Origin of the sequence: Leptothrix discophora, from assembly GCF_030705305.1 — a bacterium.
Lineage (GTDB): Bacteria > Pseudomonadota > Gammaproteobacteria > Burkholderiales > Burkholderiaceae_C > Sphaerotilus > Sphaerotilus discophorus.
In genome coordinates, this window is the sequence record NZ_JAUZEE010000003.1 from 487,862 (window position 1) to 509,993 (window position 22,132).

The following is a 22,132-nucleotide window of genomic DNA, read 5'->3' on the forward strand; positions in this document are numbered from 1 at the left end:
GGGCGCTGACGTGGGGGCGGACAGTCGGTTCGACATGGTGCTCGGCCTCATCGGCCGGGCCGCGGCAGGCGGGCCATCACGCCGGTGGGCAGCATCAGCGTGTTGCCGGCCTTGCCGGCCGGCGCGCCGCGCATCGGCCTGGGCAGCGAGCCGAGCACCGGCAGGCCCAGGCTCTCGACCAGGTCCTGCGGGCCGCGCACGCGCCGGTCCAGCAGCTCGCGCACCAGCGCGTAGCCCACGGCCAGCAGCGTGCCCAGGAAGATGCTCAGCAGCGTGTTGAGCAACAGCTTGGGCGACGAATGGGTCGCCGGCTCGGTGGCCGGCGTCAGCACCGAGATGTTGGTCTGGGTGTTCTGGCTTTCCAGGCTGGTCTGGCTGGCCCGGGCGACGACCTGGTCGTAGGCACGCTGGGCGGTCTCGACTTCCTTCATCAGCACCGAGGCCTCGTCGCGCTGCTGCTTGAGCGCCAGCACCTTGCCGCGCTGGGCTTCGAGCGCGGCGCGGATCTCGCCCTCGCGCGCCTTGTTGATGGTGTTGGTGACGCCGACGCTGCCGCTGACGCGGTTGCTCTCGGTCTGCAGCTTGGCGCTCAGCTCGGCGATGTTGGCGCGCAGCTCGACCACCTGCGGGTGCGCGTCACCCAGCCGCGCGTTGAGTTCCTGCAGCCGCGCTTCCTGGCGCGACAGGTCGGCGCGAAGGCCCGCCACGACCGGGTTGCTGAGCACGTCCTGCAGCTGGTCCGACTGGCTGCCGCGCGCCTGCGCGTTGCGGCTGCCCGACTCGGCCGACAGGGCCTGCAGGGCGACCAGCTGCGAGCTCAGCTCATTGAGGCGCTGGGTCTCGATGTCGAAGCGCTCGTCGGTGGCCAGGATGCCGCTGGTCTTCTGGTAGGCGGTCAGCTTGGCCTGGGCCTGTTCCAGCGTCTCGCGCAGTTCCTTGGCGCGGGCATCGAAGAACTCGTTGTACTGCTTGGCCGGCGAAACGCGCAGGCCGATGCTGACGTCCATGTAGGCCTTGACGAAGGCGTTCGCCAGCGCGGCGGCGAAGCGCGGGTCCGGGCTGGTGTAGCTGACGTTGACGACGTTGCTCTCGCGCGAGGGCTTCACGTCGAGCTTCTTCTTGAGCAGCTCGGCCACCCAGGCCTCGAAGTTGCCCTGGCCTTCGGTGGCCTCCAGCCACTCGGCGCGGGTCTGGGCGTTCTCGGTCAGGCGCAGGCCCTGCACCACGCGCTGGGCCACCCGGTCGCTCTGGATGATGTCGACCTGCGTGGCCATGTAGGCCGGCATCGCCATCGCGCCGAGCACCATGCCGGCGATCGGGTCGGGCGAGCGCACGTCCAGCACGACCGCGGCACTGGCGGTGTAGTTCTTCGGCAGCACCAGGCTGACGCCGACGGTGGTACCCACGGTCAGCACCAGCACCAGCATGGCGGACAGCCAGCGGGCCTTCAGGATGGACAGGAACTGGGAGAAGGTCATGGGGCGGAATCCTCGGGGCCTCGCGGGCCGCAGACCCAGGCAGGGCGGCGCTGGTGCGCCAGGTTGGCGCGGGAGTGGCCATGGTCGCCGAAAGGACCGTGTCCGGCCCCCGGTCGGACGTGGTTCAGAACAGGCTTTCGCGGACGAAGATCACGTCGCCTTCGCGCAGCGCGTCGGTCAGGGCCGGTTCAAGCTCCTGGACCTTGCCTTCGGCGCTGCGGCGATGGACCTTGAGACCCTTGACGGTGCCGCGCTGCGTCACGCCGCCGCCGCTGGCCAGGGCCTGCATCACGGTCATGCCGCGCTCGAGCCGGAAGCTGCCGGGGCGCTGCACCTCGCCGTAGATGAAGACCATCGGCATGCGCTCGACGTAGAGCGTGTCGCCATGGCGCACGACGATGTCCTGCTCGGTGCCGCCGCTGGTCATCAGGCGACCGATGTCGACGACGCTGCGCACCACCTTGCCCTCGCGCACGCCGGTGTGCACGACGATGTCGCTGCCACCGACGGCGATGCCGCCGGCCGTGGCCAGCAGCTCGGACAGCCGCAGGCCGGCGACCTCGATCGGGTAGCGACCCGGCCGGTTGACCATGCCCAGCACCGACGCCTGGTTGCCGCGCACCTGCAACAGCAGGATGCTGACCTGCGGCTGGCGCAGGAAGTTGCCCCGGCGCAGGCCGTCGGCGAGGGTCGTCTCGGCCTGCGCGACGCTCAGGCCGCCCAGCGTCAGCGTGCCCAGCAGCGGATAGCTGATGGTGCCGCTCTCGGACACGCGCGCTTCCAGCGACAGGTCCGCGCTCTGGTAGACGTTGATGCGCAGGACATCGCCGGCACCGATCACGTAGTCCTGGCGGACCGAGCCGGCCTGGGCCGGGGCCTGCGCTTGCGCGAGGGCCGGCAGCAGCCACGCGGCCAGCAGCAGCGGCAGCCAGGACAACAGCGAGAACGCCCGCAGCACCCGCCGGAGGTCCGGCCAGGTCAAGGCGCGGGCCCGGTCGATCGAAAGGCGTGCGGCAGCGGGGGTGTCGATCATGCGGAGGGGGTGGCTGCGGTCGGGTTGGGTCGGAAGTCCGTTCACTGCGGGGCGGAAGCCGCGCCGGCCGCGAACTGGCCCTGGTAGCTGATCTTGGACTTGTCGCGCAGGCGCTTCATCTCGTCGCCGAGGACCTTGCGCTTGCGCTCGTTCATCAGGAACTGCTCGATCGCGGGCTTGGCCTGGTCCAGCGACACAGGCTGCGGCTTGGCCGCAGTCAGGAACATCACGCTGACGCCCGCCGGCGAGGGCAGCGTCAGGTGCTGGCCTTCGGCCATCGTGCCGATCTGGTCGATCAGGTTGAGCGGCAGGTTCTCGGCCGGCTGGTTGACCGAACGCGAGGCGAACTTGATGCCGGCCGCCTTCAGCTGCTTGGCCAGCTCATCGGCCGTGCGGGCGGCCTTGGCGACAGGTTCGACCACCTTGGCGGCGTCGCCCGGGGCCTCGATGCTGAACTCTTCCAGCGTGTAGACGCGGCGTTCGGCGAACAGGGCCGGCTTGCTCTTGTAGTAGGCGGCGATGTCGTCGTCACCGGGCTTGGACACGCTGTTGGCAACCTTGTCGGCATAGGCGCGGGCCACGATCTCGCGCTTGGCGGCCTCGATGGCCATGACCACGTTCGGATCGCGGTCGAGCTTCTGCTCGCCGGCTTCCTGGATCGCCAGTTCCTGGTCGATCAGGCCTTCGAGCACGCGCTTGCCGGCGGCCTGCGCCTGGTCGGCCGGCAAGCCCGGCTGGCGCTGCAGCACGAAGTTGATCTGGTGGACCGAGATCTCTTCCTTGTTGACCTTGGCCGCCACCTGGGTGGCGCCCTTCTTGTCACCGCCTCCGCAGGCTGCCAGCAGCACGGCGGCGGCGATCAGGGTCACGACGGTGGCGCCACGGGCGGCAGGACGGATGCGATGGGTCATGTTCAAGCAGGCTCCCCGCCCCTCGCGTCGACCATCTCGGGGCCGGCACAGGGGTTTGTTCATGAATGGGCCGTGCAGGCGTTCAGGCCTGCCGCAGCGTCGTTGCCCGGGCGCTTCATCGCGGCGGATGCGTGAAGGGAAAACCCAAGGCGGGCGGATATTAGCGGGGTACAGGCGGGATAACCCCTCCCTGAATCGGAGGTGGAGACGCTGGCTTGGCCAGTGCGTCAAAACTCCACGGCCTGGCTCGCGGGCCGAGCCAGACCCCCCGGCACGGAGGATCGGCCGGCCCGCTCAAATCGGCAAACGTGTCCCGCCGAGGCTGGGTGGGTCGGGAGACTGGGAGCCTGGAACCCCCGGAAGCTTGGGTTTTACGGCCGTCTCCGCGAAGATCCGGCCTTGACCACCATGACCCACTCTTGCCCAGGACAGATGATGAGCAAATCACCCTCTCCGGACCGTCGCCTCGCCCTGCGCAGGGGTGCGGGCACCGTCGCCGGCCTGGCGCTGGTTGCCGCCACCGGCTGGCCCCGGCCCGGCCGCGCCAGCGCCGATGCCGCCGCCCTGCTGCGCAGCGGCGGCGTGGTGCTGGCGATCCGCCACGCGATCGCGCCCGGCACCTTCGACCCGCCCGAGTTCCGGCTGGGTGACTGCCGGACCCAGCGCAACCTCGACGAGGCCGGCCGCGAGCAGTCGCGCCGCATTGGCGGCTGGTTCACCGAACGTGCGCTGGCGCCGCAGGCGGTGCGCAGCAGCCCGTGGTGCCGCTGCGTGGACACCGCCACGCTGGCCTTCGGCCGCGCCGAGGTCTGGCCGGCCCTGGGCTCGCCGTACGGCCGGGCCGAGACGTCCAATGCCGCCGCGCTGGCCGAACTCGACCGTCAGCTGGCCACCGTGGCCGACCGACCGGGCGGCTTCGAGGTCTGGGTCACGCACCAGTTCGTGCTGTCGGCCTGGGTGGGCACGTCCACCGCATCCGGCGAGGGGCTGCTGCTGCGCAGCGCCGCCGGCCGGGCCGAGGTGCTGGCGCGGTTCCAGGTGACATGAACCGGTCGATGATCGGCCCCGATCGGACGACAGGATGCAATCGATGGACAGGATGGACGGACAGCGCCTGAGGGCGAACCGGCAGGTCGGGCGAGGGGGCAGCGGGCGTTCCAGCCGGGGCTGCGCGCGCACAGGTCTGGTCGGCGTGGTGGTGCTTCTGCTGCTTCTGGCCATGCTGGCCCTGCTCACCTTGCCGCTGCTGCCCGGTGAGCAGCTGCCGACGCTGGCCACGCTGCAGGCCGCGCAGGCACAGCTGCAGGCCTGGCAGGCCAGCCGGCCGCTGGCGACGGCCGGGCTCTACCTGCTGGTCTACGTCGGCGTGGCGGCCCTGTCCCTGCCGGGTGCGGCCCTGCTGACGCTGGCGGGCGGTGCGCTGTTCGGCCTCGGCTGGGGGCTGCTACTGGTCTCCTTCGCGTCGACGATCGGTGCGACGCTGGCCTTCCTCGCCTCGCGCTGGCTGCTGCGCGACCGGGTCCAGTCGCGCTGGGGCGACCGGCTGGCCACCGTCAACGCCGGGGTCGCCCGCGACGGCGCCTTCTACCTGTTCACGCTGCGGCTGGTGCCCGCCCTGCCCTTCTTCGTCGTCAACCTGCTGATGGGCCTGACGCCGATGCGGACATGGACCTACGCCTGGGTCAGCCAGCTGGGCATGCTGCCGGCCACCGCCGCCTACGTGAACGCCGGCACCGAGCTGGCACGGCTGCGCTCGCTGGCCGACGTGGTCTCGCCCGGCCTGCTCGGCGCCTTCGTGCTGCTGGGCCTGTTCCCGCTGCTGGCACGGGCGATGCTCGCCCGCCTGCGCCAGGGCTGGCGCGACCACCTGGCGTTGCGGCGCTGGCCCCGGCCACGCCGTTTCGACCGCAACCTGATCGTCATCGGCGGCGGATCGGCCGGGCTGGTGACGGCCTACATCGCCGCAGCCGTCAAGGCCCGCGTGACCCTGGTCGAGCGTGACCGGCTCGGCGGCGACTGCCTGAACACCGGCTGTGTGCCGTCCAAGGCGCTGATCCGGGCAGCCCGCGCGGCCCACGAGGTGCGCCGCGCGGCGGCCTACGGCGTGCAGGCCAGCGTGCCGGAGGTCGACTTCGCTGCCGTGATAGCGCGCGTGCGGCGTGTCATCGCCGCGATCGAACCGCACGACTCGGTCGAGCGCTACACCGGCCTGGGCGTGGACATCGCGCTCGGCCATGCCCGCATCGTCTCGCCCTGGGCGGTCGAGATCACCGGCCACGACGGCAGCGTGCGCACGCTGACCAGCCGGGCCATCGTCATCGCCGCCGGGGCGCGGCCGACGCTGCCGGACATCCCCGGCCTGGCCGATGCGCCCTGGGTCACGTCCGACACGGTCTGGTCGCTGCGCCAGCGCCCGGCCCGGCTGCTGGTGCTCGGCGGCGGGCCGATCGGCTGCGAGCTGGCACAGGCCTACGCCCGGCTGGGCAGCCGCGTCACGCTGGTCGAGCAGGCCCCGCGCCTGCTGCTGCGCGAGGACGCCGAGGTCGGCGCCTTCCTCGCCGCCGCCTTCGCCCGCGACGGCATCGAGGTCCGCACCGGCACGCGCGCCCTGGCCTTCGGACGCGATGCCGACGGCGGCCACCACCTGCGCGTGCAAGCCGAGGCGGCCGGTGCCGAGCCGGTCGAGATCGGCTTCGACACGGTGCTGGTGGCCGTCGGCCGCAGCGCCCGCCTGAGCGGCTACGGCCTGGAGGAACTGGGCATCGCCACCGGCCGCACCGTCGAGGTCGACGGCTACCTGCGCACCGCCATCCCGACCATCCACGCCGCCGGCGACGTGGCCGGGCCCTGGCAGTTCACGCACGCCGCCGCGCACCAGGCCTGGTATGCGGCGGTGAACGCCCTGTTCGCACCGTTCAAGCGCTTTGCGGTCGACACCCGGCTGATGCCGGCGGTGACCTACACCGACCCGGAGATCGCGCGGGTCGGCCTCAACGCGGCCGAGGCGAGCGCCCAGGGCATCGCGGTCGAGCGCACCCGCTTCGAGCTGGCCGAGCTGGACCGGGCCCTGATCGATGGCGAGGCGGGCGATGGCGAGGCCGGCGACGGCACGAACCCCGGCTGGGTCGAGGTCCTGACCGTGCCCGGCAAGGACCGCATCCTGGGCGTCACCATCGTCGGCGCCCATGCCGGCGAGCTGCTGGCCGAGTGGGTGCTGGCGATGAAGCACGGCATCGGCCTGAACGGCGTGCTCGGCACGATCCACGTCTACCCGACGCTGGCCGAATCGGCCCGGCACGCGGCCGGCGCGTGGAAGCGGGCCCATGCACCGCAGGCGCTGCTGGCCTGGGTCGGGCGTTTCCATGCCTGGCGGCGCGAAGGCTGGCGCGCATGACGGATCCGGACACGTCGGCGAGCGCCCGCTCACCCGCCCCGCCGCGCCAGACCCACGGCCAGCGCCGCGTGGTGCTGCTCGGTGGCGGCCATGCCCACGTCGGCGTGCTGGCCGAGCTGGCCCGCCAGCCGCTTCCGCGCGGCTGGGAGGTCCACCTCGTCAGCCCGTCGCCGCGCCAGTTCTACAGCGGCATGCTGCCCGGCTGGCTGGCTGGCCACTACCCGCTGGATGCCTGCGCGATCCGGCTCGACCGGCTGGCCGAACAGGCCGGCGTGGCCCTGCACCTGACCCGCGGCCGGGCGCTGGCGCTGCCACCACCCGGCCAGGTCAACGCGGCCCACCAGGCCGTGCTGACCAGCGACGGCCGGCGCCTGCCCTTCGACCTGCTGAGCCTGGACACCGGCCCGGTCGCCGCGCTGGCCGGCCTGCCCGGCGCGGCCGAACATGCGCTGTCGCTGCGGCCGATCGAGGCCTTCGTGGCCGCCTGGCCCCGCCTGGTCGACCGCATCCGCTCGACGCCCGGCTTCACGCTCGCCGTGCTGGGCGCGGGTGCCGGCGGCATCGAGCTGGCCTGCGCGATCGCCCACCGGGCCCGCCGCGACGGCTGGCCGGGACTGCGCATCCGCCTGGTCGGCCGCGACGCCCGGCCGCTGCCGGGCGCACCGTCGCGGGCTCGCCGGCTGGTCGAGGACGCGCTGGCGCGCCACGGCATCGACTGGCAGGGCGGGCGCGGCGTGGCCGGCGTGGCCGCGCGCGGCCTGCTGTTTGGCGACGGCAGCGGGCTGGCCGCCGATGCCGTGCTGCTGGCCACCGGCGCGGCCGCGCCCGACTGGCCGGCCGCCGCCGGGCTGGCCTGCGACGCGCTCGGCCATGTGCGGGTCGACCGGGCGCTTCGCAGCCTGTCGCACCCGCAGGTGCTGGCCGCCGGCGACCTGGCCGCGCTGGCCGATGCGCGGCCGCATGCCGGCGTCTACGCGGTGCGGGCCGGGCCGGTGCTGGCCGCCAGCCTGCGCGCGATCGTCGAAGGCCGCAGGCCCGCGGCCTGGACGCCGCAGCGCCACGCGCTCTACCTGCTGGCCACCGGCGGACGCCATGCCATCGCCACCTGGGGGCCGCTGGCCTGGCAGGGCGACTGGGTCTGGCGCTGGAAGGACCGCATCGACCGCGCCTTCCTGGCCCGCCACGGCACCGTCACCGGCCGCGAGGCCGCCCCCGGCACCCGCTTATCCTGACGGCCATGACCAACCGCACGCCCCTGTCCCTGCCGCCGCTGGTGCCCACCCGCGATGCGGCGCACCACCGCATCGTCGCCATCCGGCCGTCCGAATACGCCCGCAGCCGCAACCACCTCGACGGCGCCGTGACCGGCCTGTCGCCCTACCTGACCCATGGCCTCGTCAGCCTGGCGGAGGTGCTGCGCGGCGCCGCCGCCCGCCACCCGATGAAGGTCGGCGACAAGTTCGTCTTCGAGCTGGGCTGGCGGGCCTATTTCCGCCACGTCTGGGCCCACCGGGGCGACGCCATCCTGCGCTCGCTGCACGACGGCCCGCTGCCGGACGCCGCCTACCGCACCGGGTTGCCGGCCGACCTGCGCGAGGGCCGCACCGGCATCCCGGCGATCGACCAGGCGGTGCACACGCTCTATGCCAGCGGCACGCTGCACAACCATGCCCGCATGTGGCTGGCGAGTTACGCGGTCCACGTGCGCAAGACGCACTGGCGGGTCGCCGCCGACTGGCTCTACGGCCACCTGCTGGACGGTGACCTGGCCAGCAACCACCTGAGCTGGCAATGGGTCGCCGGCACCGGCAGCCAGAAGCCCTACCTGTTCAACGCCGAGAACGTCGAGCGCCACGCGCCGCGCGACTGGCACAGCCCCGGCAGCGTGATCGACGCCGGCTACGACGCCCTGGAGGCGCTGGCGAAGTCGCCGGGGCCGGTCGATCCGCCCGAGGCCGATCGCCCTGGCGTGATCGAGCCGGCGCTGTTCGATGCCCCGCCGGCCGGCCATGCCGTCAAGGCCCCGGCCGCCGCCGACGTGCGCGGCAAGGAGGTCTGGCTGGTCCACCCGTGGAGCCTGGGCGAACTGCCCGACGACCTGCCGCCGCAGACCCTGGTGGTGGGCCTCTGGCTGGCCGACTTCCACCGCGCCCGGCCCTGGAACGCACGTCGCTGGGACTTCGTCGCCACCCGCCTGGCCGCGCTGACGCCGCTGCGCTGGCACGGCGACGCCGAGGCGGTCGGCAAGGCCCTGGCCGGCGCGAAGCGGGTGCGCAGCATCGCCGAGCCGCACCTCGAACCCTGGCTGTCACGCTGGGCGCAGTGCCGCCCGGCGCCGGCGCTGTTCCCGGAAGTCCCGACCCGCTGCGACTCCTTCTCGCAGTGGTGGAGCCGCACCACCGCCGGCCTGGGCAGCGTCGCGACGCTGCTGGCGCATGCGGACCGGGCGGACGAGGACGGGCGGTACTGAATGAGCGGTGCGGGTTCCGTCCTGTTTGCCGACTCGATCATTTGCGCGAGCTGGCAAGGTATTCCTTCGCGCCGTCATGCCCGTGGTTGGCGGCCTTGCGCATCCATGCCAATCCCTCCGCCTGATCCTTATCCACGCCACTGCCCGTGAGCAGGGCAAGTCCCAGGTGGTATTGACCCTCAGGATAATTCTGTGCGGCCGCCGCCTTGTACCAACCGATCGCAGATTCCGCTGAGCGATTCACACCAATCCCGTTCGCATAGAAGTTTCCCAGCACGTCTTGAGCGACAGAGAGCCCGGCATCTGCCGCCCTCTTCACCCAACTGAATGCTGCCGTATGGTCTCGACCCGTGCCGACGCCGTTCAAGGACATCAGGCCCACTTGTAACTGCGCGACCGGAGCGCCCGCGTTGGCGGCTTCTAGAGTCAGCCGATATGCAGCACCCGGATTCTTCTCGACCCCGACGCCATCGTGGTACATCGCACCGAGTTGCAGTTTCGCGAGGGAATGTCCGGCACGAGCGGCCCGCTCGAAATGCCTCGCAGCCTGCGTCCGATCCTTGGCCACACCAAACCCGTTGAAGTGCATGGTGCCCAGCAGGTAGTCTGCCGACGGCAAGCCAGCTTCCGCCGCCCTTGAAGCTTGAGCCAATGCCTCCCCCAGGTTCTGCGGCGCAAGGTCTCCAGCAAGATAAATCTGCGCCAGTCGCACGCGTGAACGCGCAAGTCCCCGATCCGCAGCCAATCGATACCAACTCACGGCGACCGCAGGATTTTTGGACAAGGCCAATCCGAATTCATAGGCTACCCCGATGTTGAACATCGCGTAAGGGTGACCTTGCTGGGCAGCCTTGTTGGCCCAGGCGAGGCCTTCCAACGGCCTCGCAGGCATTCCCCAGCCCTTGATGAGCATCCGCGCCAGTTGGACTTGTGCCTCCGCATCGCCGGCTGCCGCGGAACGCCTGAGTGCGGCCGGCAAGTCCTTTTTCCGTTCGAACAACGCACGGACCTTTTCGGCGTCTTCCGCATCGGTCTGGTAAGTCTCGCCGTCCGGATTCAGGATGCCTGCCAATTCTGTATCCAGCGATGGCCCGGGCTTGTAGGTGGTGGCGAGCGACTTCTTGTCGTCCCGAAGTACCGACAAGGTCACCTCAAGATCACGGATGGTCTCATCGCTCGATGTCGACCGGCCGGCCGACTCAGTCAACTCATTAAGTTTTTCCTGCGCCTTGGCATGTCCCAGCGCGGCAGCCTGCTTCAGGGAAGAAACCGCCAAGGCACGGTCGCTGGCTACTCCTCGCCCAGACAGTAAAGCAAGTCCCCAGCCATATTGAGCAGAGCGATTGCCTTGTGCCGCAGCCGCCTTGAAATACTCGACCGCGGCAGCCTCATTCCTCGCGACACCTCGCCCATCGAACAGCATCCAGCCAAGCTCTGTCTGGGCACTAGCATTGCCTTGCTTCGCAGATTTCTCGAACCAATGGGAGGACTGGGCCGCATCACCGGCCACACCTTCCCCGTTCTTAAACATCCAGCCCAGTTGCTCTTGAGCCTTGGCATCGCCCTGATCTGCCAAGACCCTGAATGACTTCAAGGCCCCAGCGAAGTCCTTGTTTCGATACGCCCCCCATGCTTCGCCCATGGATTGGGCACCCGCGATCGAAGCACCGAACATCACGCAGGCCATGAACAACCATGGCAAGGCTGCCATGAGCCGGGAGATTGCCCAGGACTTCACCTTGGAACGAACGCTCATGATCATGACTCTCCCGCTTGAACGACGTGGCAATGGTTGTCCTATCCACCTCGAATGATGCTGCGCCTTGCCCGTAGACGCGTCCCGCGGCTAGCACGCGACAATTTCAATGTATGGGAACGCACAAGCGCATGCACCCCCACATGTGCGGGTGCACCCGCTGCGACTCCTTCTCGCAGTGGTGGAGCCGCACCACCGCCGGTCTGGGCAGCGTCGCGACGCTGCTGGCGCATGCGGACCGGGCGGACGAGGACGGACGGTACTGAACCCCGCTGCCCGGTCGCTCAGGCCGCCAGGCGCGGCAACTCGTCCACATCGAAGTAGACCGGCAGTCCCAGCGCCCGCGCCGTCGCCACGTCCTGGTCCGCGCCGGTCGAGGCACCGGGCAGGCGCAGCACCGCGTCGCAGCGTTGCAGCAGGCGCTGCGCGACCGGGTACTGGTAGGCCTTGAACACCGCATCGCCGTGGCTGCGACCGCCGGCGGCGTGGATGATGGGCAGCGCCAGCCATTCGCCGATCAGCGCGAGGTGGCCGCGCTCCCAGACCGGCAGCGCCAGGGCCTCCAGCCGCGCGAGGTTGGCGGCGATGCGCGCCGGATCGCCGTCGGTGCCCGACAGGTAGGGGCCGGCGATCAGGACCAGCAGCGGACGGTTCGGGACGGGGTCGTTCATGGGGCAAGGCTCCGGGGTTGGACGGGTGGACAGACCGGGCGCACGCACACGACTATTCGTGCGGCTTCGTATCATTTCGTGCGATTCCGTGCAGCGTCGTGCAATGTCGCCCAACCCTGCACCACCGTCAACCCATGCCGGAGCCGGCCGGCCTTGCCATCGACACACCATGCTGACCACGCAACGCAAGAAGCTCATCCTGGAACGCCTGGCCCGCGACGGTCAGGTCGTGGCCAAGGCGCTGGCCGCCGAACTCGGCACCTCCGAGGACACGATCCGGCGCGACCTGCGCGAGCTGGCCCAGGCCGGCCAGCTGCAGCGGGTGCATGGCGGCGCGCTGCCGGCCTCGGCCGCCGTCGGCGACCTGCGGGTGCGCGAGTCGCTGTCGACCGACGACAAGGTCGCGCTGGGCCGCCACGGCGCCGGGCTGATCCTGCCGGGCCAGTGCGTGATCCTGGACGGTGGCACCACCGCGCTGCAGGTGGCCCGCCATCTGCCGCCGGGCCTGCGCGCGACGCTGGTGACGCACAGCCCGACGGTGGCGGTGGCGGCCGCCGCCCACCCGGGCGTCGAGATCCTGATGCTGGGCGGGCGGCTGTTCCGCCATTCGATGGTGGCGGTCGGCGCGATGCTGGCCGACGCCGCCTCGAAGATCCGCGCCGACCTCTACCTGATGGGCGTCACCGGCGTCCACCCCGACGCCGGCCTGAGCACCGGCGACGCCGAGGAAGCGGCCGTCAAGCGCCTGCTGCATGGCCGGGCGGCCGAGACGGTCGTGCTGGCCTCCCGCGAGAAGCTGATGGCGGCCTCGCCCTACGTCGTCACCGGCCTGGCCGAGGTGTCGCGGGTGGTGGTGCCGGCCGCCACGCCGGATCGAACGCTCCAGGCGTTGCGGGACGGTGGCGCGACGGTGGAGCGGCTGGACTGACGCGGCACGGCCGGGGTCATCCGTTGGGCCCGGCCATTCCGGCCGGTGTCATCCGTTCGGCCCGGCCATTCCGGCCGGGGTGGGCGGCCCATGCGCCCAGACCTGCATGGCGTCGAACAGCGTGACGCGGTTGCGGCCCATCGCCTTGGCCTGGTACATCGCGCGGTCGGCGCGTTGCTGGATCTCGAGGATGGACTCGTCGGCCTCGCGCCCGATCGACACGCCGATGCTGGCGGTGACGCGCAGCGCGCGGCCGGCGATGGGCGTCGGCATGGCCTCGACGGCGGCGCGCAGCTTCTCGGCCAGCACCAGCGCCTGGCCCGCGTCGGTGTGCGGCAGCAGCACCGAGAACTCCTCGCCGCCGATCCGGCCGACGAGGTCGCTGCGCCGCACCGTCGCGGTGATGCGTTCGGCCACCGCCCTCAGGACCGCATCGCCGGCGGCATGGCCGAGGGTGTCGTTGACGGCCTTGAAATGGTCCAGGTCGACGAACAGCAGCGAACACGGCTGGCCGACCCGGCGCGAGGCCAGGATCAGCCGGTCGCCCTGCTCGTAGTAGGCCCGCGCGTTCAGGGCGCCGGTCAGGGTGTCGTGCTGGCTCAACTGGCGCAGCCGTTCGATGGCCTCGCGCATGCGCTGGAAATAGGCGATCGAGCGGTCCACGTAGACGTGGAAGAAGAAGCCCAGGAATACCAGCACGACGATACCCGTGACGAGCGCGTGCCGAGAATAGGGTTGGGCCAGCCGAGGATTCACCAGCGCGAAACCGAGCACCAGGCTGCTGGTCACCAGCAGGCCGGCTCGACAACCCAGCAAGATATAGGCGCTGGGTATCGCGGTATAGAACCAGAGCACCCGCAGCTCGTTCCAGGGCACCTGCAGCAGGGCCGACAGAAACAGCGCCAGGGTGGCGGCGTAGTGGCACAGCGTGACCGCCAGACGGCGCTGGCAAGCCCCGCGCAGCAACAGCAGCAGCCCGATCGTGACCGGCAGGTAGGCCAGCAGCGCGGCCAGGTGGCCGGCCGGCAACGGATGCGCATCGAGCAGCGCCGCGCCGACGAACAGCATCGCGAACACGATGCTGCCCAGCATCAGCACGATCAGGAAACGGTACTGGAAGGCTGAATACTCTTCGCTTTCGCCGAAGTGGACATCGCCGAAGAGGAATCGCTCCACGGTTGACAAGACTGGCTCCCTGACCCGCGCGGCCGCACCACGCAAAAATCAGGAGCTTGCCTCAGGAAAATCAGAAAATCCTGATACTCGAGTGAATCGGTGCGAAATTGAATTTCACCGGCCCGAAGATGAAAAACCTTCAGCTGGAGATTGATTTTTAATAATCTTGAACGCAACCGTTTGCATTTTCAGCGGCGACCCGTTGTAAGCCCGATGAAACCTTCCCGGCGTCAACCCGCTGAAATCGGTCGGGCGGTCACGCCGAGGTCACGCCAATCCTGTGGATGGCAGGTGAACAGCAGCACCTGGTGGCGCTGGGCGGCGTCGTAGATGACCCGCTTCATCTGCGCCAGCCGGAGGGCATCGCTGTGCACCAGCGCGTCGTCGAGGATCAGCAGCGTCGGCCGGCCGGCCTCGCGCAGCAGGTCGGCGTAGGCGAAGCGGGCGATCAGGCCGAGCTGCTCGCGCGCGCCGAAGCTCAACGCGTCGATCGCGCCGGTCTCGGGCCGGCCGCGCGCGTCCGGGCGGGTCAGCGCACCGGGCGCCAGGCGGGCGTCGACGCTCATCGTGGCCTGCGGAAACAGCAGGCCGAGGTGGTGCTGCAGATGACGCGTCAGCGGGCCTTGCAGCCGCGACAGCGTGGCGGCGCGGCGTTCGAGCAGCTCGCGGCACAGCAGGTCCAGCGCGTCGGCGCGGCGCTGCAGCTCGTCGCGCCGGTCGCGGGTGCGGGTTCGCTCGCCGTCGACCCGCTCGCGCTCCTCGTCCAGCCCCTGCGCACCGGCCTGGGCCAGCTGCGTCTCCAGCACCAGGATGTCCTCGTGGCGCTGCTGGTGGGCGCGGCGCTGCTGGGCCACGCTGGCCGTCAGCCGCTGCACGTCCTGCTCGACGATGGCCGGATGGGCCTGCGCCAGCGCCTGCCCGGTCTGCTCGATGCGCAAGGCCAGCGCGGCCAGCTCGGCACCGGCCGCCAGCAGCTGCTCGGCCGCCTGCCGGGCCTGTTCCTGGCGGGCCGGATCGGCCCGCAGCGCGGCCAGCGCATCGCGTTCATGGCGGGCCTGGACCTCGGCGGTGGTCGCCGCCGCGAGCTGCTGGCCGGCCGTGCCGGCCGCCTGCTGGGCCACCTGGACGGCGGCATCGGCCTGCTGCTGGCGGGCTTCGGCACGGGCCAGCCCGGCCTTGGGGTCCTGCGCGGCGTCGGGTGTGGCGTCGGGTGCGGCGTCGGGCACGGCCTCGGGTGCGTTCAGGCCCTCGGCCATTGCCGCCTCCAGCTGGCGCAGCCGCACCTCGTCCTCGGCCTGCGCGCGCCGCAGCGCCTCCAGGCCCTGCGGCGCGTGCAGCGCCAGGGCCTGCTCGGCCAGCCCGATCTGGCGCTTCAGCTCGGCCTGCAGGGCCAGCCGCTGTTCGGCCGCCGCGAGGTCGGCCACGCTGGCGGCCTGGCAGGCCAGCGGCCAGCGCGCCTCGGCATCGGCCAGCTGGCGCGCCAGCACATCGAGGTCCTGCCCACCGGGATGGATGGTCAGGCGGCCGACGCCGGGGATGTCCAGCGTCGCCGGCCGGACCAGCACCTCGCGGCCTGCACCGCTCAGCGTGCGCGCCTGCCCGGTCTCGTCGTGCAGGGTCAGCGTGACGCCGGGCAGCAGGTCCAGCGACAGGCCGGTGGCGATCGCGTCGCGGCGGGTGCGCAGCTCGCGCAGACGGGCATCGAGCGCGCGCAGCTGCTGCAGCGACTCGGGCGTGATCGCGGCCTCGGCCGCCTGCACACGCAGCGCCGCCAGCGCCGCCGCGGCCGCCTCGGCCTGGGTCAGCGCCGCGCGCTGGCGGGCCAGCGCCTCGCCCAGCTGGCGATGCTGCAGGCGACGCTCGGCGAGGCTGGCCGCCGCGCGCCAGCGGGCGCAGTCGGCGGCGGCCTGGCGGGCCTGGGCCTGGGCGGCGTCGAGCCGGTCACGGGCCTGCGCGGCGGCGGACGTGGCGGCCTGCAACGCGGCCTGGGCGCGGGCCCATTCGGCGTCGCGCCGGGCCAGGTCCTCGGCCTGCTGCTGGCCGGCCTGGACCTGGCGCTGCAGCAGGCCGACCTGGGCCTGCAGCTGGGCATGGCGCTGCTGGTCCTGCACCAGCTGGCGCTGGCTGTCCTGCAGGGCGACCTGCCGCTCGCGCGCCAGCGCCAGCTCGCGTTCGAGCGCCTGCCAGGGCTGGTCGCGCGCGTCGGCCGCATGGGCGCGGCGCAGCGCGTCGAGCCGGTCGACCTGCTGGCGGTAGGTCCCGATGAGCGCATCGAGCGCCTCGCACTGGGCGGCCAGCTCGTCGACCCGGGCCTGCGCCTCGGCCAACGCACCGCGCGCCTTGCCGGTGCCGGTCAGCAGCTCGCCACGACGGGCCTGCAGCCGTTCCAGCAAGGCATCGCCGACGCTGGCGGCCAGGCTGCCGGACGGGTCGGTGGCGCGGGCCGGGTCGACGTCCTGCCGCCCGTGCAGCGCACCTTGCAGGTGGTTGCGCGCATGGCCGGCCGCTTCGTCGATGTGCTGGCCGGCGCCCTGTTCGATCCACAGCAGGCCGGGGATGCCCCAGTGCTCGCTCTTGCTCGCGCCCCGGGCCGGGAAGCCGTAGCCCAGCCGTTCGGCCAGCAGGTCCTCGGCCTCGCTGCCTTCCAGGCTGCGGCCGCCGAGCTGCAGCCGGCAGCGCTTCTTGGCCAGGAAGCGCTTGAACAGCTGGCCCTCCTCGCCGTCGAGCCGGAAGTCGATCTCGATCTGCGGGGCCGCGCCCGGGTCGTCCCAGGGCCGCAGGTCGTCGACGGCGGTGGTGCCGTGGCGCTCGAAGAAGGCCGCGCGGATGGCGCGCACCAGCGTGCTCTTGCCGGCCTCGTTGTCGCCGCAGAACAGGTTCAGGCCGGGCTGGATGGCGGTCAGCTCGAAGGGCCGGCGGAACTTGCGCACCTGCTCGACGGCCAGGCGGGTGATCTGCAGGCTCATGCGCCGGCTCCCAGGTCCTGCAGCTCGGTGCTCAGCAGCGCCAGCGCGTCGGCGGCGGTGCGGGCCTGCTCGGGGCTGTCGCCGTGCGACTGGCGCTCGCGCAGCGCGGCGATCAGCTCGCCGAGGTAGCCGTCGGCCTTCAGCGCGGCGATGTCGGCATCGGTCGGCTCCAGCCGCAGCCCGGCCAGGTCGACGCCCAGGTGACGGCAGCGCGCCTCGCCGCGGGCGACGGCCTCGCGCAGCCGGGCATGCGCGGCCAGGTCGACGATGCCCTCGACCCGCAGCGCGATGACCTCGTCGGCGCCCAGCGCGTCGAGCTGCGCCAGCAGGGCGTCGAGGTCGCTGGGCACCGCCAGCCGGACGTCGAGCGTGCGCCAGCGGTAGCGGCCCACCGCATGGCGGCTGACCTGCGGCAGCGCGCCCGGCGCGGCGATGTCGACCACCAGCGCATGGCCGGCGTCGTTGTCCTTGTGCCGATCGGGCTCGGGGGTGCCGGCATACCAGGTCCGCTCGTCGATGCGCTTGCAGCCATGCCAGTCGCCCAGCGCGAGGTAGTCCAGCCGGGCCCGCACCGCGCGGTCTGGCGCGATCGGGTTGGCCGAGTCGATCTCCTCGGCCAGCAGGCCCTGCACGCTGCCGTGGGCCAGGCCGATGCGCAGCAGGCCGGCGGGGGTCTCGGCGCTGTCGAACCAGGCGCTCAGGTCGGTGTGGGTGTGGCGCTGGGTCAGCGGCGCGGGCAGCAGGGCCAGGCCGATGTCGGGCAGCAGCAGCGGCTCGGGCGCCAGCGCCAGGTGGACATGGGCCGGCACGGCGCCCAGGCGCTGCGCGCGGGTCCAGACGCTCTCGGCCAGCGCCGCGTCGTGGTTGCCGGGGATCAGCACCCACGGCCCGGACCAGCCGGCCATCGCGTTGAAGAGCCGCCGCACGGTGCGCTCGGAGACGGTCTGGGCATCGAAGACGTCACCGGCGACCAGCACCGCGTCGACGGCCTCGCGGGCGGCCAGCGCGGCCAGGCGTTCGACGCAGGCGATGCGGGCTTCGGCCAGCGGCATCGCGTTCTCGGGCGGCAGGCTGGCGTAGAGACGGCCGATCTGCCAGTCGGCGGTGTGCAGGAAACGGGGCATGTCGGGTTCCGGATGGGGCGGCACGGCGGCACGGCGGCAGCGGCCGACGAATATATCCGGCCCCTGCGGCACGGCCGGCCCGGCCCCATGCCCACGGCCCCAGGCGCACGGCCCGTCATGGGGCTGCATGGAAAATCGTCCGCCTGATGCCACCTCACACGCCGCACCTCCCCAACACGAAGCCGCTGCGCGCCTGCCTGGCCGCCGGGCTGCTGTCCGCCACGGCGGTCGTGCCTGCCGCACAGGCGATGCCCCGGGTTCCCGACAGCACCGCACAGCGCGCGCTGGCCTGCACCGGCTGCCACGGGCCCCAAGGCAAGTCCTCGCCCGAAGGCTATGTGCCGCGCATCGCCGGCAAACCGGCCGGCTACCTGGCCGCGCAGCTGCGCGCCTTCCGCGACGGCCGTCGTCGCCATGACGGCATGGCGCGCCTGCTGGAGAACCTCGACGATGCCTTCCTGCGCGAGCTGGCCGGCCATTTCGCCGCTCTGGACGTGCCCTATGCCGCGCCGGTCCCGACGGCCGGGCTGACGCTGACGGCGGACGACACGCGCCGCGCCGAGCAGCTGGTGCGCGAGGGCGACCCCGGCCGCCGCCTGCCGGCCTGCGCGGGCTGCCACGGCGCGGCGCTGACCGGCATCGCGCCGCAGGTGCCTGGCCTGCTGGGCCTGCCCGGCGGCTACCTGTCGGCCCAGCTGGGCAGCTGGCGGGTCGGCACGCGGCGCGCGGATGCGCCCGACTGCATGGCCGAGATCGCCCGGCGGCTCGCCCCCGGCGACATCACCGCGCTGTCGCGCTGGCTGGAGCGCCAGCCCGTGCCGCAGCCCGCCTCGCCCCTGCCGGCCGGCAGTGCCCGCCGCACACCCTGGCCGATGGCCTGCGGGGAGTCGATCCGATGAGCCGGCCCTTCCAGAGATCCGCGACGGGCTGGCGGATCGGGCTGGCCGTGATGGCCGTGCTGACCGTGCTCCTGCTGCTGCTGGCCGGGTATGCCGGCCTGCTGGGCGGCGGCAAACCTGCGCCGCCGGGCAACCCGACAACCCGGGACGCCACCCAGGCCGCGCCATCCGATGCGGCCCAGATCGCCCGTGGCGCCTACCTCGCCCAGGTCGGCAACTGCGCCGGCTGCCACACCGCGCGTGGCGGTGCGCCGCTGGCCGGAGGGCGCGCGCTGAACACGCCCTACGGCACCGTCCATGCCGGCAACCTGACGCCCGACCCGGACACCGGCCTGGGCCGCTGGAGCGCCGACGACTTCTGGCAGGCGCTGCACCACGGCCGCTCGCGCGACGGCCGGCGCCTGCTGCCGGTCTTCCCCTACCCGTCCTACACGCAGGTCAGCCGGGCCGACAGCGACGCGCTGCACGCCTGGCTGCGCAGCCTCGCCCCCGTGCGCCAGGCCAATCGCCCGCACGCGCTGCGTTTTCCCTACGACACGGACATCGCCATCGCGCTTTGGCAGGTGCTGTTCTTCCGCAGCGGCGATGCGGCCCAGGCGGCGATGCGTGCCACCAGCGACGACCCGCTGCAGCGCGGCGCCTACCTGGTCGAAGGCCTCGGACACTGCGCCGAATGCCACGCGCCGCGCAACCTGCTGGGCGCTGCGGCCGACCTCGCGCGCGGCGGCGACATGCCCGGCGAGCCCTGGCATGCGCCGTCGCTGCACCCGGTCGACGGCCAGCCGCAGGCCAGCGTCGAAGATCTCGTGGCCCTGCTGCGCAGCGGCCAGAACCGGCTGGGCACGGCATCCGGCCCGATGGCCGGCGTGGTCCACCGCAGCACGCAGCATTGGACCGAGGCCGACCTGAAGGCCGCCGCCGTCTACCTCGCCCAACGGCCGCGCCTGTCGGCGGCCCAAGCCGCCGTGGCCGACGCGCCGGCCGACAGCCTGGCGCTGGGCCGCCAGCTCTACGACGACCGCTGCGCCGACTGCCACGGCAGCGACGGCGCCGGCCTGCCGGGCGTCTACCCGCCGCTGGCCGGCAACCCGACGGTGCTGCAACCGGTCGCCCGCAACCTGGTGCAGGTGCTGCGACACGGCGGTTTCGCGCCCGTCACCGCCGCCAACCCGCGCCCCTACGGCATGCCGCCGCAGGACCTGGACGACCGCGAGGTCGCCGCGCTGGTCAACCTGATGCGCCAGTCCTGGGGCAACCGCGCCGCGCCGGTCAGCGAGGTCGACGTGCTGCGCTTCAAGTGACGCCCGGTCAGACCGAGCCGGTCAGCGCCGGCACCGCCGCGAACAGGTCCGCTTCAAGGCCGTAGTCGGCCACCGAGAAGATCGGCGCCTCCGGATCCTTGTTGATCGCGACGATCACCTTGGAATCCTTCATGCCCGCCAGGTGCTGGATCGCGCCCGAGATGCCGGCCGCGATGTAGAGCTGCGGCGCGACGATCTTGCCGGTCTGGCCGACCTGCCAGTCGTTGGGCGCATAGCCCGCATCGACGGCGGCACGGCTGGCACCGAGCGCGGCGCCGAGCTTGTCCGCCAGCGGCGTCAGCACCTCGTTGAACTGGTCGCTGCTGCCCAGCGCGCGGCCACCGCTGACGATGATCTTGGCGGCGGTGAGCTCGGGGCGATCGTTCTTCGCGATCTCGCTGCCGAGGTAGCTGCTGCTGGTCGAGTCGGCCGCTGCGGCGACGGTCTCGATGGCGGCGCTGCCACCGGTCGATGCAGCGGCGTCGAAGGCGGTGCCACGCACCGTGATCACCTTCACCGCATCGGCGCTCTGCACCGTCGCGATCGCGTTGCCGGCGTAGATCGGGCGCTCGAAGGTGTCGGCGCTGACCACCGCCGTGATGTCGCTGATCTGCGCCACATCCAGCAGCGCGGCCACGCGCGGCGCGGTGTTCTTGCCGCCCGCCGTCGCGGGGAACAGGAGGTGGCTGTAGCCACCGGCCAGCGCGACCACCTGCGGCGCGAGCGACTCGGCCAGGCCATGCGCGAGGCTCGCGCCGTCGGCATGGATCACCTCGCTGACGCCGGCGACCTGGCTCGCCTGTTGAGCCACCCCGGCGGCGTTGTGCCCGGCGACCAGGATGTGGACCTCACCCAGCTTCGACGCGGCCGTGACGAGGTTCAGCGTCGCGGGCTTGAGGGTGTGGTTGTCGTGTTCGGCAATGACGAGAACGGTCATATCGATTCTCCGAAAGTCAGTTGATTTCGAGCGAGCCGCACGCACCGGGATTTATCCAGCACAGGCCGTGGAGCCGGCTCCGCCGGGCCACCGGGCTGGCCCCCTTGAGGGGGCGCGCGCAGCGCGTAGGGGGTGGGTCAAATGACCTTCGCTTCGTTCTTCAGCTTGTCGACGAGGGCCGCGACATCGGCGACCTTGATGCCCGCCTTGCGACCGGCCGGCTCGGCGACCTTCAAGGTCTTCAGGCGCGGCGTGACATCAACGCCCAGATCGGCCGGCGTCACCTTGTCCAGCGGCTTCTTCTTGGCCTTCATGATGTTGGGCAGCGTCACGTAACGCGGCTCGTTCAGGCGCAGGTCGGTCGTGATGACCGCCGGCAGCGACAGGCTCAGCGTCTCCAGGCCGCCGTCGATCTCGCGCGTCACGACGGCCTTGCCGTCGGCGATCTCGACCTTCGAGGCGAAGGTGGCTTGCGGCAGGTTCGCCAGCGCCGCGAGCATCTGGCCGGTCTGGTTGCAGTCGTCGTCGATGGCCTGCTTGCCAAGGATCACGAGGCCGGGCTGTTCCTTGTCGACCAGCGCCTTGAGCAGCTTGGCCACGGCCAGCGGCTGCAGTTCGGCATCGGTCTCGACGTGGATGGCGCGGTCCGCGCCGATCGCCATGGCCGTGCGCAGCGTTTCCTGGCACTGGGTGACACCGCAGGAGACGGCGATGACCTCGGTCACGACGCCCTTCTCCTTGAGCCGGACAGCCTCCTCGATCGCGATCTCGTCGAAGGGGTTCATGCTCATCTTGACGTTGGCGATGTCCACGCCCGTGCCGTCGCTCTTGACGCGCACCTTGACGTTGTAGTCGACGACTCGCTTCACAGCGACGAGTGCTTTCATGGTTTTCCTTGCGTGTGACGTGATGGGCCGGCCAGGTCGCGCAGCACCGCCAGGCGATGCGCGGCGTGGGCCTCGTTCCGTTCGATCATGTCCATCGGGTCGAGCCGGAGGGCGAGGGTGATGTCGGTGATATGGGTGATGCCGGGATGCGGGGATGCCGGGATGCCGGATGACACGGTCGCATCGTCGGCGGTCATGGTC

Annotated in this window: 19 protein-coding genes; 8 read left to right on the forward strand and 11 right to left on the reverse strand. The window is 71.8% G+C overall.

Features of this window, described 5'->3' with window-relative positions; genetic code table 11:
• Positions 1-47: 47 nt before the first annotated feature.
• The 3 genes from epsF to Q8X39_RS08470 all read right to left on the reverse strand — a co-directional run bounded on the left by epsF (position 48) and on the right by Q8X39_RS08470 (position 3,422).
• A complete protein-coding gene (epsF, locus tag Q8X39_RS08460) occupies positions 48-1,478 on the reverse strand; it encodes a chain length determinant protein EpsF (RefSeq protein ID WP_305749204.1) in 1,431 nt (476 codons plus the stop codon).
• 124 nt (positions 1,479-1,602) lie between these two features.
• Positions 1,603-2,511: a polysaccharide export protein EpsE gene (epsE, locus tag Q8X39_RS08465; RefSeq protein WP_305749205.1), complete on the reverse strand. Its 909-nt coding sequence runs from the start codon at positions 2,509-2,511 to the stop codon at positions 1,603-1,605.
• A gap of 41 nt (positions 2,512-2,552) precedes the next feature.
• Positions 2,553-3,422 (reverse strand): EpsD family peptidyl-prolyl cis-trans isomerase, encoded by an 870-nt coding sequence (locus tag Q8X39_RS08470; protein WP_305749206.1) that lies wholly within the window; start codon positions 3,420-3,422, stop codon positions 2,553-2,555.
• Positions 3,423-3,857: 435 nt separating this feature from the next.
• Here Q8X39_RS08470 and Q8X39_RS08475 point away from each other — a divergent pair, with 435 nt between their 5' ends.
• From Q8X39_RS08475 to Q8X39_RS08490, 4 genes are all read left to right on the forward strand, one after another.
• Complete coding sequence (locus tag Q8X39_RS08475; RefSeq protein WP_305749207.1) at positions 3,858-4,469, forward strand: histidine phosphatase family protein; 612 nt, start codon at positions 3,858-3,860, stop codon at positions 4,467-4,469.
• A 172-nt stretch (positions 4,470-4,641) separates the two neighbouring features.
• On the forward strand, positions 4,642-6,816 hold the full coding sequence (locus Q8X39_RS08480; RefSeq protein ID WP_305749305.1) for an FAD-dependent oxidoreductase: 2,175 nt from the start codon (positions 4,642-4,644) through the stop codon (positions 6,814-6,816).
• On the forward strand, positions 6,813-8,048 hold the full coding sequence (locus Q8X39_RS08485; protein ID WP_305749208.1) for an FAD-dependent oxidoreductase: 1,236 nt from the start codon (positions 6,813-6,815) through the stop codon (positions 8,046-8,048). Before Q8X39_RS08480 ends, Q8X39_RS08485 begins: the two co-directional genes overlap by 4 nt.
• Positions 8,049-8,053: 5 nt before the next feature.
• Positions 8,054-9,286, forward strand: a complete 1,233-nt coding sequence (locus Q8X39_RS08490) for an FAD-binding domain-containing protein (protein WP_305749209.1) — start codon at positions 8,054-8,056, stop codon at positions 9,284-9,286.
• Positions 9,287-9,323: 37 nt separating this feature from the next.
• Here the strand turns inward: Q8X39_RS08490 and Q8X39_RS08495 are convergent, their stop codons facing one another.
• Positions 9,324-11,042 carry a tetratricopeptide repeat protein gene (locus tag Q8X39_RS08495; protein ID WP_305749210.1) on the reverse strand — a complete coding sequence of 573 codons (1,719 nt, stop codon included), beginning with the start codon at positions 11,040-11,042 and terminating at the stop codon, positions 9,324-9,326.
• A gap of 131 nt (positions 11,043-11,173) precedes the next feature.
• Here Q8X39_RS08495 and Q8X39_RS08500 point away from each other — a divergent pair, with 131 nt between their 5' ends.
• Positions 11,174-11,308, forward strand: coding sequence for a hypothetical protein (locus Q8X39_RS08500; protein ID WP_305749211.1), 135 nt, complete (start codon positions 11,174-11,176; stop codon positions 11,306-11,308).
• Between the two features lie 18 nt (positions 11,309-11,326).
• Here the strand turns inward: Q8X39_RS08500 and Q8X39_RS08505 are convergent, their stop codons facing one another.
• Positions 11,327-11,713 (reverse strand): DUF4406 domain-containing protein, encoded by a 387-nt coding sequence (locus Q8X39_RS08505; protein ID WP_305749212.1) that lies wholly within the window; start codon positions 11,711-11,713, stop codon positions 11,327-11,329.
• Positions 11,714-11,882: 169 nt separating this feature from the next.
• Here Q8X39_RS08505 and Q8X39_RS08510 point away from each other — a divergent pair, with 169 nt between their 5' ends.
• Positions 11,883-12,641, forward strand: coding sequence for a DeoR/GlpR family DNA-binding transcription regulator (locus tag Q8X39_RS08510; protein ID WP_305749213.1), 759 nt, complete (start codon positions 11,883-11,885; stop codon positions 12,639-12,641).
• Between the two features lie 48 nt (positions 12,642-12,689).
• Here the strand turns inward: Q8X39_RS08510 and Q8X39_RS08515 are convergent, their stop codons facing one another.
• From Q8X39_RS08515 to Q8X39_RS08525, 3 genes are all read right to left on the reverse strand, one after another.
• Positions 12,690-13,817: a GGDEF domain-containing protein gene (locus Q8X39_RS08515; protein WP_305749214.1), complete on the reverse strand. Its 1,128-nt coding sequence runs from the start codon at positions 13,815-13,817 to the stop codon at positions 12,690-12,692.
• 230 nt (positions 13,818-14,047) lie between these two features.
• On the reverse strand, positions 14,048-16,783 hold the full coding sequence (locus Q8X39_RS08520; RefSeq protein WP_305749215.1) for an AAA family ATPase: 2,736 nt from the start codon (positions 16,781-16,783) through the stop codon (positions 14,048-14,050).
• Positions 16,780-17,907 (reverse strand): metallophosphoesterase family protein, encoded by a 1,128-nt coding sequence (locus tag Q8X39_RS08525; protein WP_305749216.1) that lies wholly within the window; start codon positions 17,905-17,907, stop codon positions 16,780-16,782. Before Q8X39_RS08525 ends, Q8X39_RS08520 begins: the two co-directional genes overlap by 4 nt.
• 146 nt (positions 17,908-18,053) lie before the next feature.
• Between Q8X39_RS08525 and Q8X39_RS08530 the strand changes: the two genes are divergently transcribed.
• Positions 18,054-18,806 (forward strand): c-type cytochrome, encoded by a 753-nt coding sequence (locus Q8X39_RS08530; protein ID WP_305749217.1) that lies wholly within the window; start codon positions 18,054-18,056, stop codon positions 18,804-18,806.
• Positions 18,803-20,107: a cytochrome c gene (locus tag Q8X39_RS08535; RefSeq protein WP_305749218.1), complete on the forward strand. Its 1,305-nt coding sequence runs from the start codon at positions 18,803-18,805 to the stop codon at positions 20,105-20,107. Before Q8X39_RS08530 ends, Q8X39_RS08535 begins: the two co-directional genes overlap by 4 nt.
• 7 nt (positions 20,108-20,114) lie before the next feature.
• Here Q8X39_RS08535 and Q8X39_RS08540 read toward each other — a convergent pair whose 3' ends face one another.
• The 3 genes from Q8X39_RS08540 to Q8X39_RS08550 all read right to left on the reverse strand — a co-directional run bounded on the left by Q8X39_RS08540 (position 20,115) and on the right by Q8X39_RS08550 (position 22,128).
• On the reverse strand, positions 20,115-21,044 hold the full coding sequence (locus Q8X39_RS08540; protein WP_305749219.1) for an electron transfer flavoprotein subunit alpha/FixB family protein: 930 nt from the start codon (positions 21,042-21,044) through the stop codon (positions 20,115-20,117).
• A 137-nt stretch (positions 21,045-21,181) separates the two neighbouring features.
• Complete coding sequence (locus Q8X39_RS08545; protein ID WP_305749220.1) at positions 21,182-21,931, reverse strand: electron transfer flavoprotein subunit beta/FixA family protein; 750 nt, start codon at positions 21,929-21,931, stop codon at positions 21,182-21,184.
• On the reverse strand, positions 21,928-22,128 hold the full coding sequence (locus tag Q8X39_RS08550; RefSeq protein ID WP_305749221.1) for a hypothetical protein: 201 nt from the start codon (positions 22,126-22,128) through the stop codon (positions 21,928-21,930). Before Q8X39_RS08550 ends, Q8X39_RS08545 begins: the two co-directional genes overlap by 4 nt.
• Between the last annotated feature and the right edge of the window lie 4 nt (positions 22,129-22,132).

What these genes read in the sequence shown, in the direction of transcription:
- epsF (WP_305749204.1), bottom strand. Translation starts at nt 1,478, where the DNA reads ATGACCTTCTCCCAGTTCCTGTCCATCCTGAAGGCCCGCTGGCTGTCC.
- epsE (WP_305749205.1), bottom strand. Translation starts at nt 2,511, where the DNA reads ATGATCGACACCCCCGCTGCCGCACGCCTTTCGATCGACCGGGCCCGC.
- Q8X39_RS08470 (WP_305749206.1), bottom strand. Translation starts at nt 3,422, where the DNA reads ATGACCCATCGCATCCGTCCTGCCGCCCGTGGCGCCACCGTCGTGACC.
- Q8X39_RS08475 (WP_305749207.1), top strand. Translation starts at nt 3,858, where the DNA reads ATGAGCAAATCACCCTCTCCGGACCGTCGCCTCGCCCTGCGCAGGGGT.
- Q8X39_RS08480 (WP_305749305.1), top strand. Translation starts at nt 4,642, where the DNA reads ATGCTGGCCCTGCTCACCTTGCCGCTGCTGCCCGGTGAGCAGCTGCCG.
- Q8X39_RS08485 (WP_305749208.1), top strand. Translation starts at nt 6,813, where the DNA reads ATGACGGATCCGGACACGTCGGCGAGCGCCCGCTCACCCGCCCCGCCG.
- Q8X39_RS08490 (WP_305749209.1), top strand. Translation starts at nt 8,054, where the DNA reads ATGACCAACCGCACGCCCCTGTCCCTGCCGCCGCTGGTGCCCACCCGC.
- Q8X39_RS08495 (WP_305749210.1), bottom strand. Translation starts at nt 11,042, where the DNA reads ATGAGCGTTCGTTCCAAGGTGAAGTCCTGGGCAATCTCCCGGCTCATG.
- Q8X39_RS08500 (WP_305749211.1), top strand. Translation starts at nt 11,174, where the DNA reads ATGCACCCCCACATGTGCGGGTGCACCCGCTGCGACTCCTTCTCGCAG.
- Q8X39_RS08505 (WP_305749212.1), bottom strand. Translation starts at nt 11,713, where the DNA reads ATGAACGACCCCGTCCCGAACCGTCCGCTGCTGGTCCTGATCGCCGGC.
- Q8X39_RS08510 (WP_305749213.1), top strand. Translation starts at nt 11,883, where the DNA reads ATGCTGACCACGCAACGCAAGAAGCTCATCCTGGAACGCCTGGCCCGC.
- Q8X39_RS08520 (WP_305749215.1), bottom strand. Translation starts at nt 16,783, where the DNA reads ATGAGCCTGCAGATCACCCGCCTGGCCGTCGAGCAGGTGCGCAAGTTC.
- Q8X39_RS08525 (WP_305749216.1), bottom strand. Translation starts at nt 17,907, where the DNA reads ATGCCCCGTTTCCTGCACACCGCCGACTGGCAGATCGGCCGTCTCTAC.
- Q8X39_RS08530 (WP_305749217.1), top strand. Translation starts at nt 18,054, where the DNA reads ATGCCACCTCACACGCCGCACCTCCCCAACACGAAGCCGCTGCGCGCC.
- Q8X39_RS08535 (WP_305749218.1), top strand. Translation starts at nt 18,803, where the DNA reads ATGAGCCGGCCCTTCCAGAGATCCGCGACGGGCTGGCGGATCGGGCTG.
- Q8X39_RS08540 (WP_305749219.1), bottom strand. Translation starts at nt 21,044, where the DNA reads ATGACCGTTCTCGTCATTGCCGAACACGACAACCACACCCTCAAGCCC.
- Q8X39_RS08545 (WP_305749220.1), bottom strand. Translation starts at nt 21,931, where the DNA reads ATGAAAGCACTCGTCGCTGTGAAGCGAGTCGTCGACTACAACGTCAAG.
- Q8X39_RS08550 (WP_305749221.1), bottom strand. Translation starts at nt 22,128, where the DNA reads ATGACCGCCGACGATGCGACCGTGTCATCCGGCATCCCGGCATCCCCG.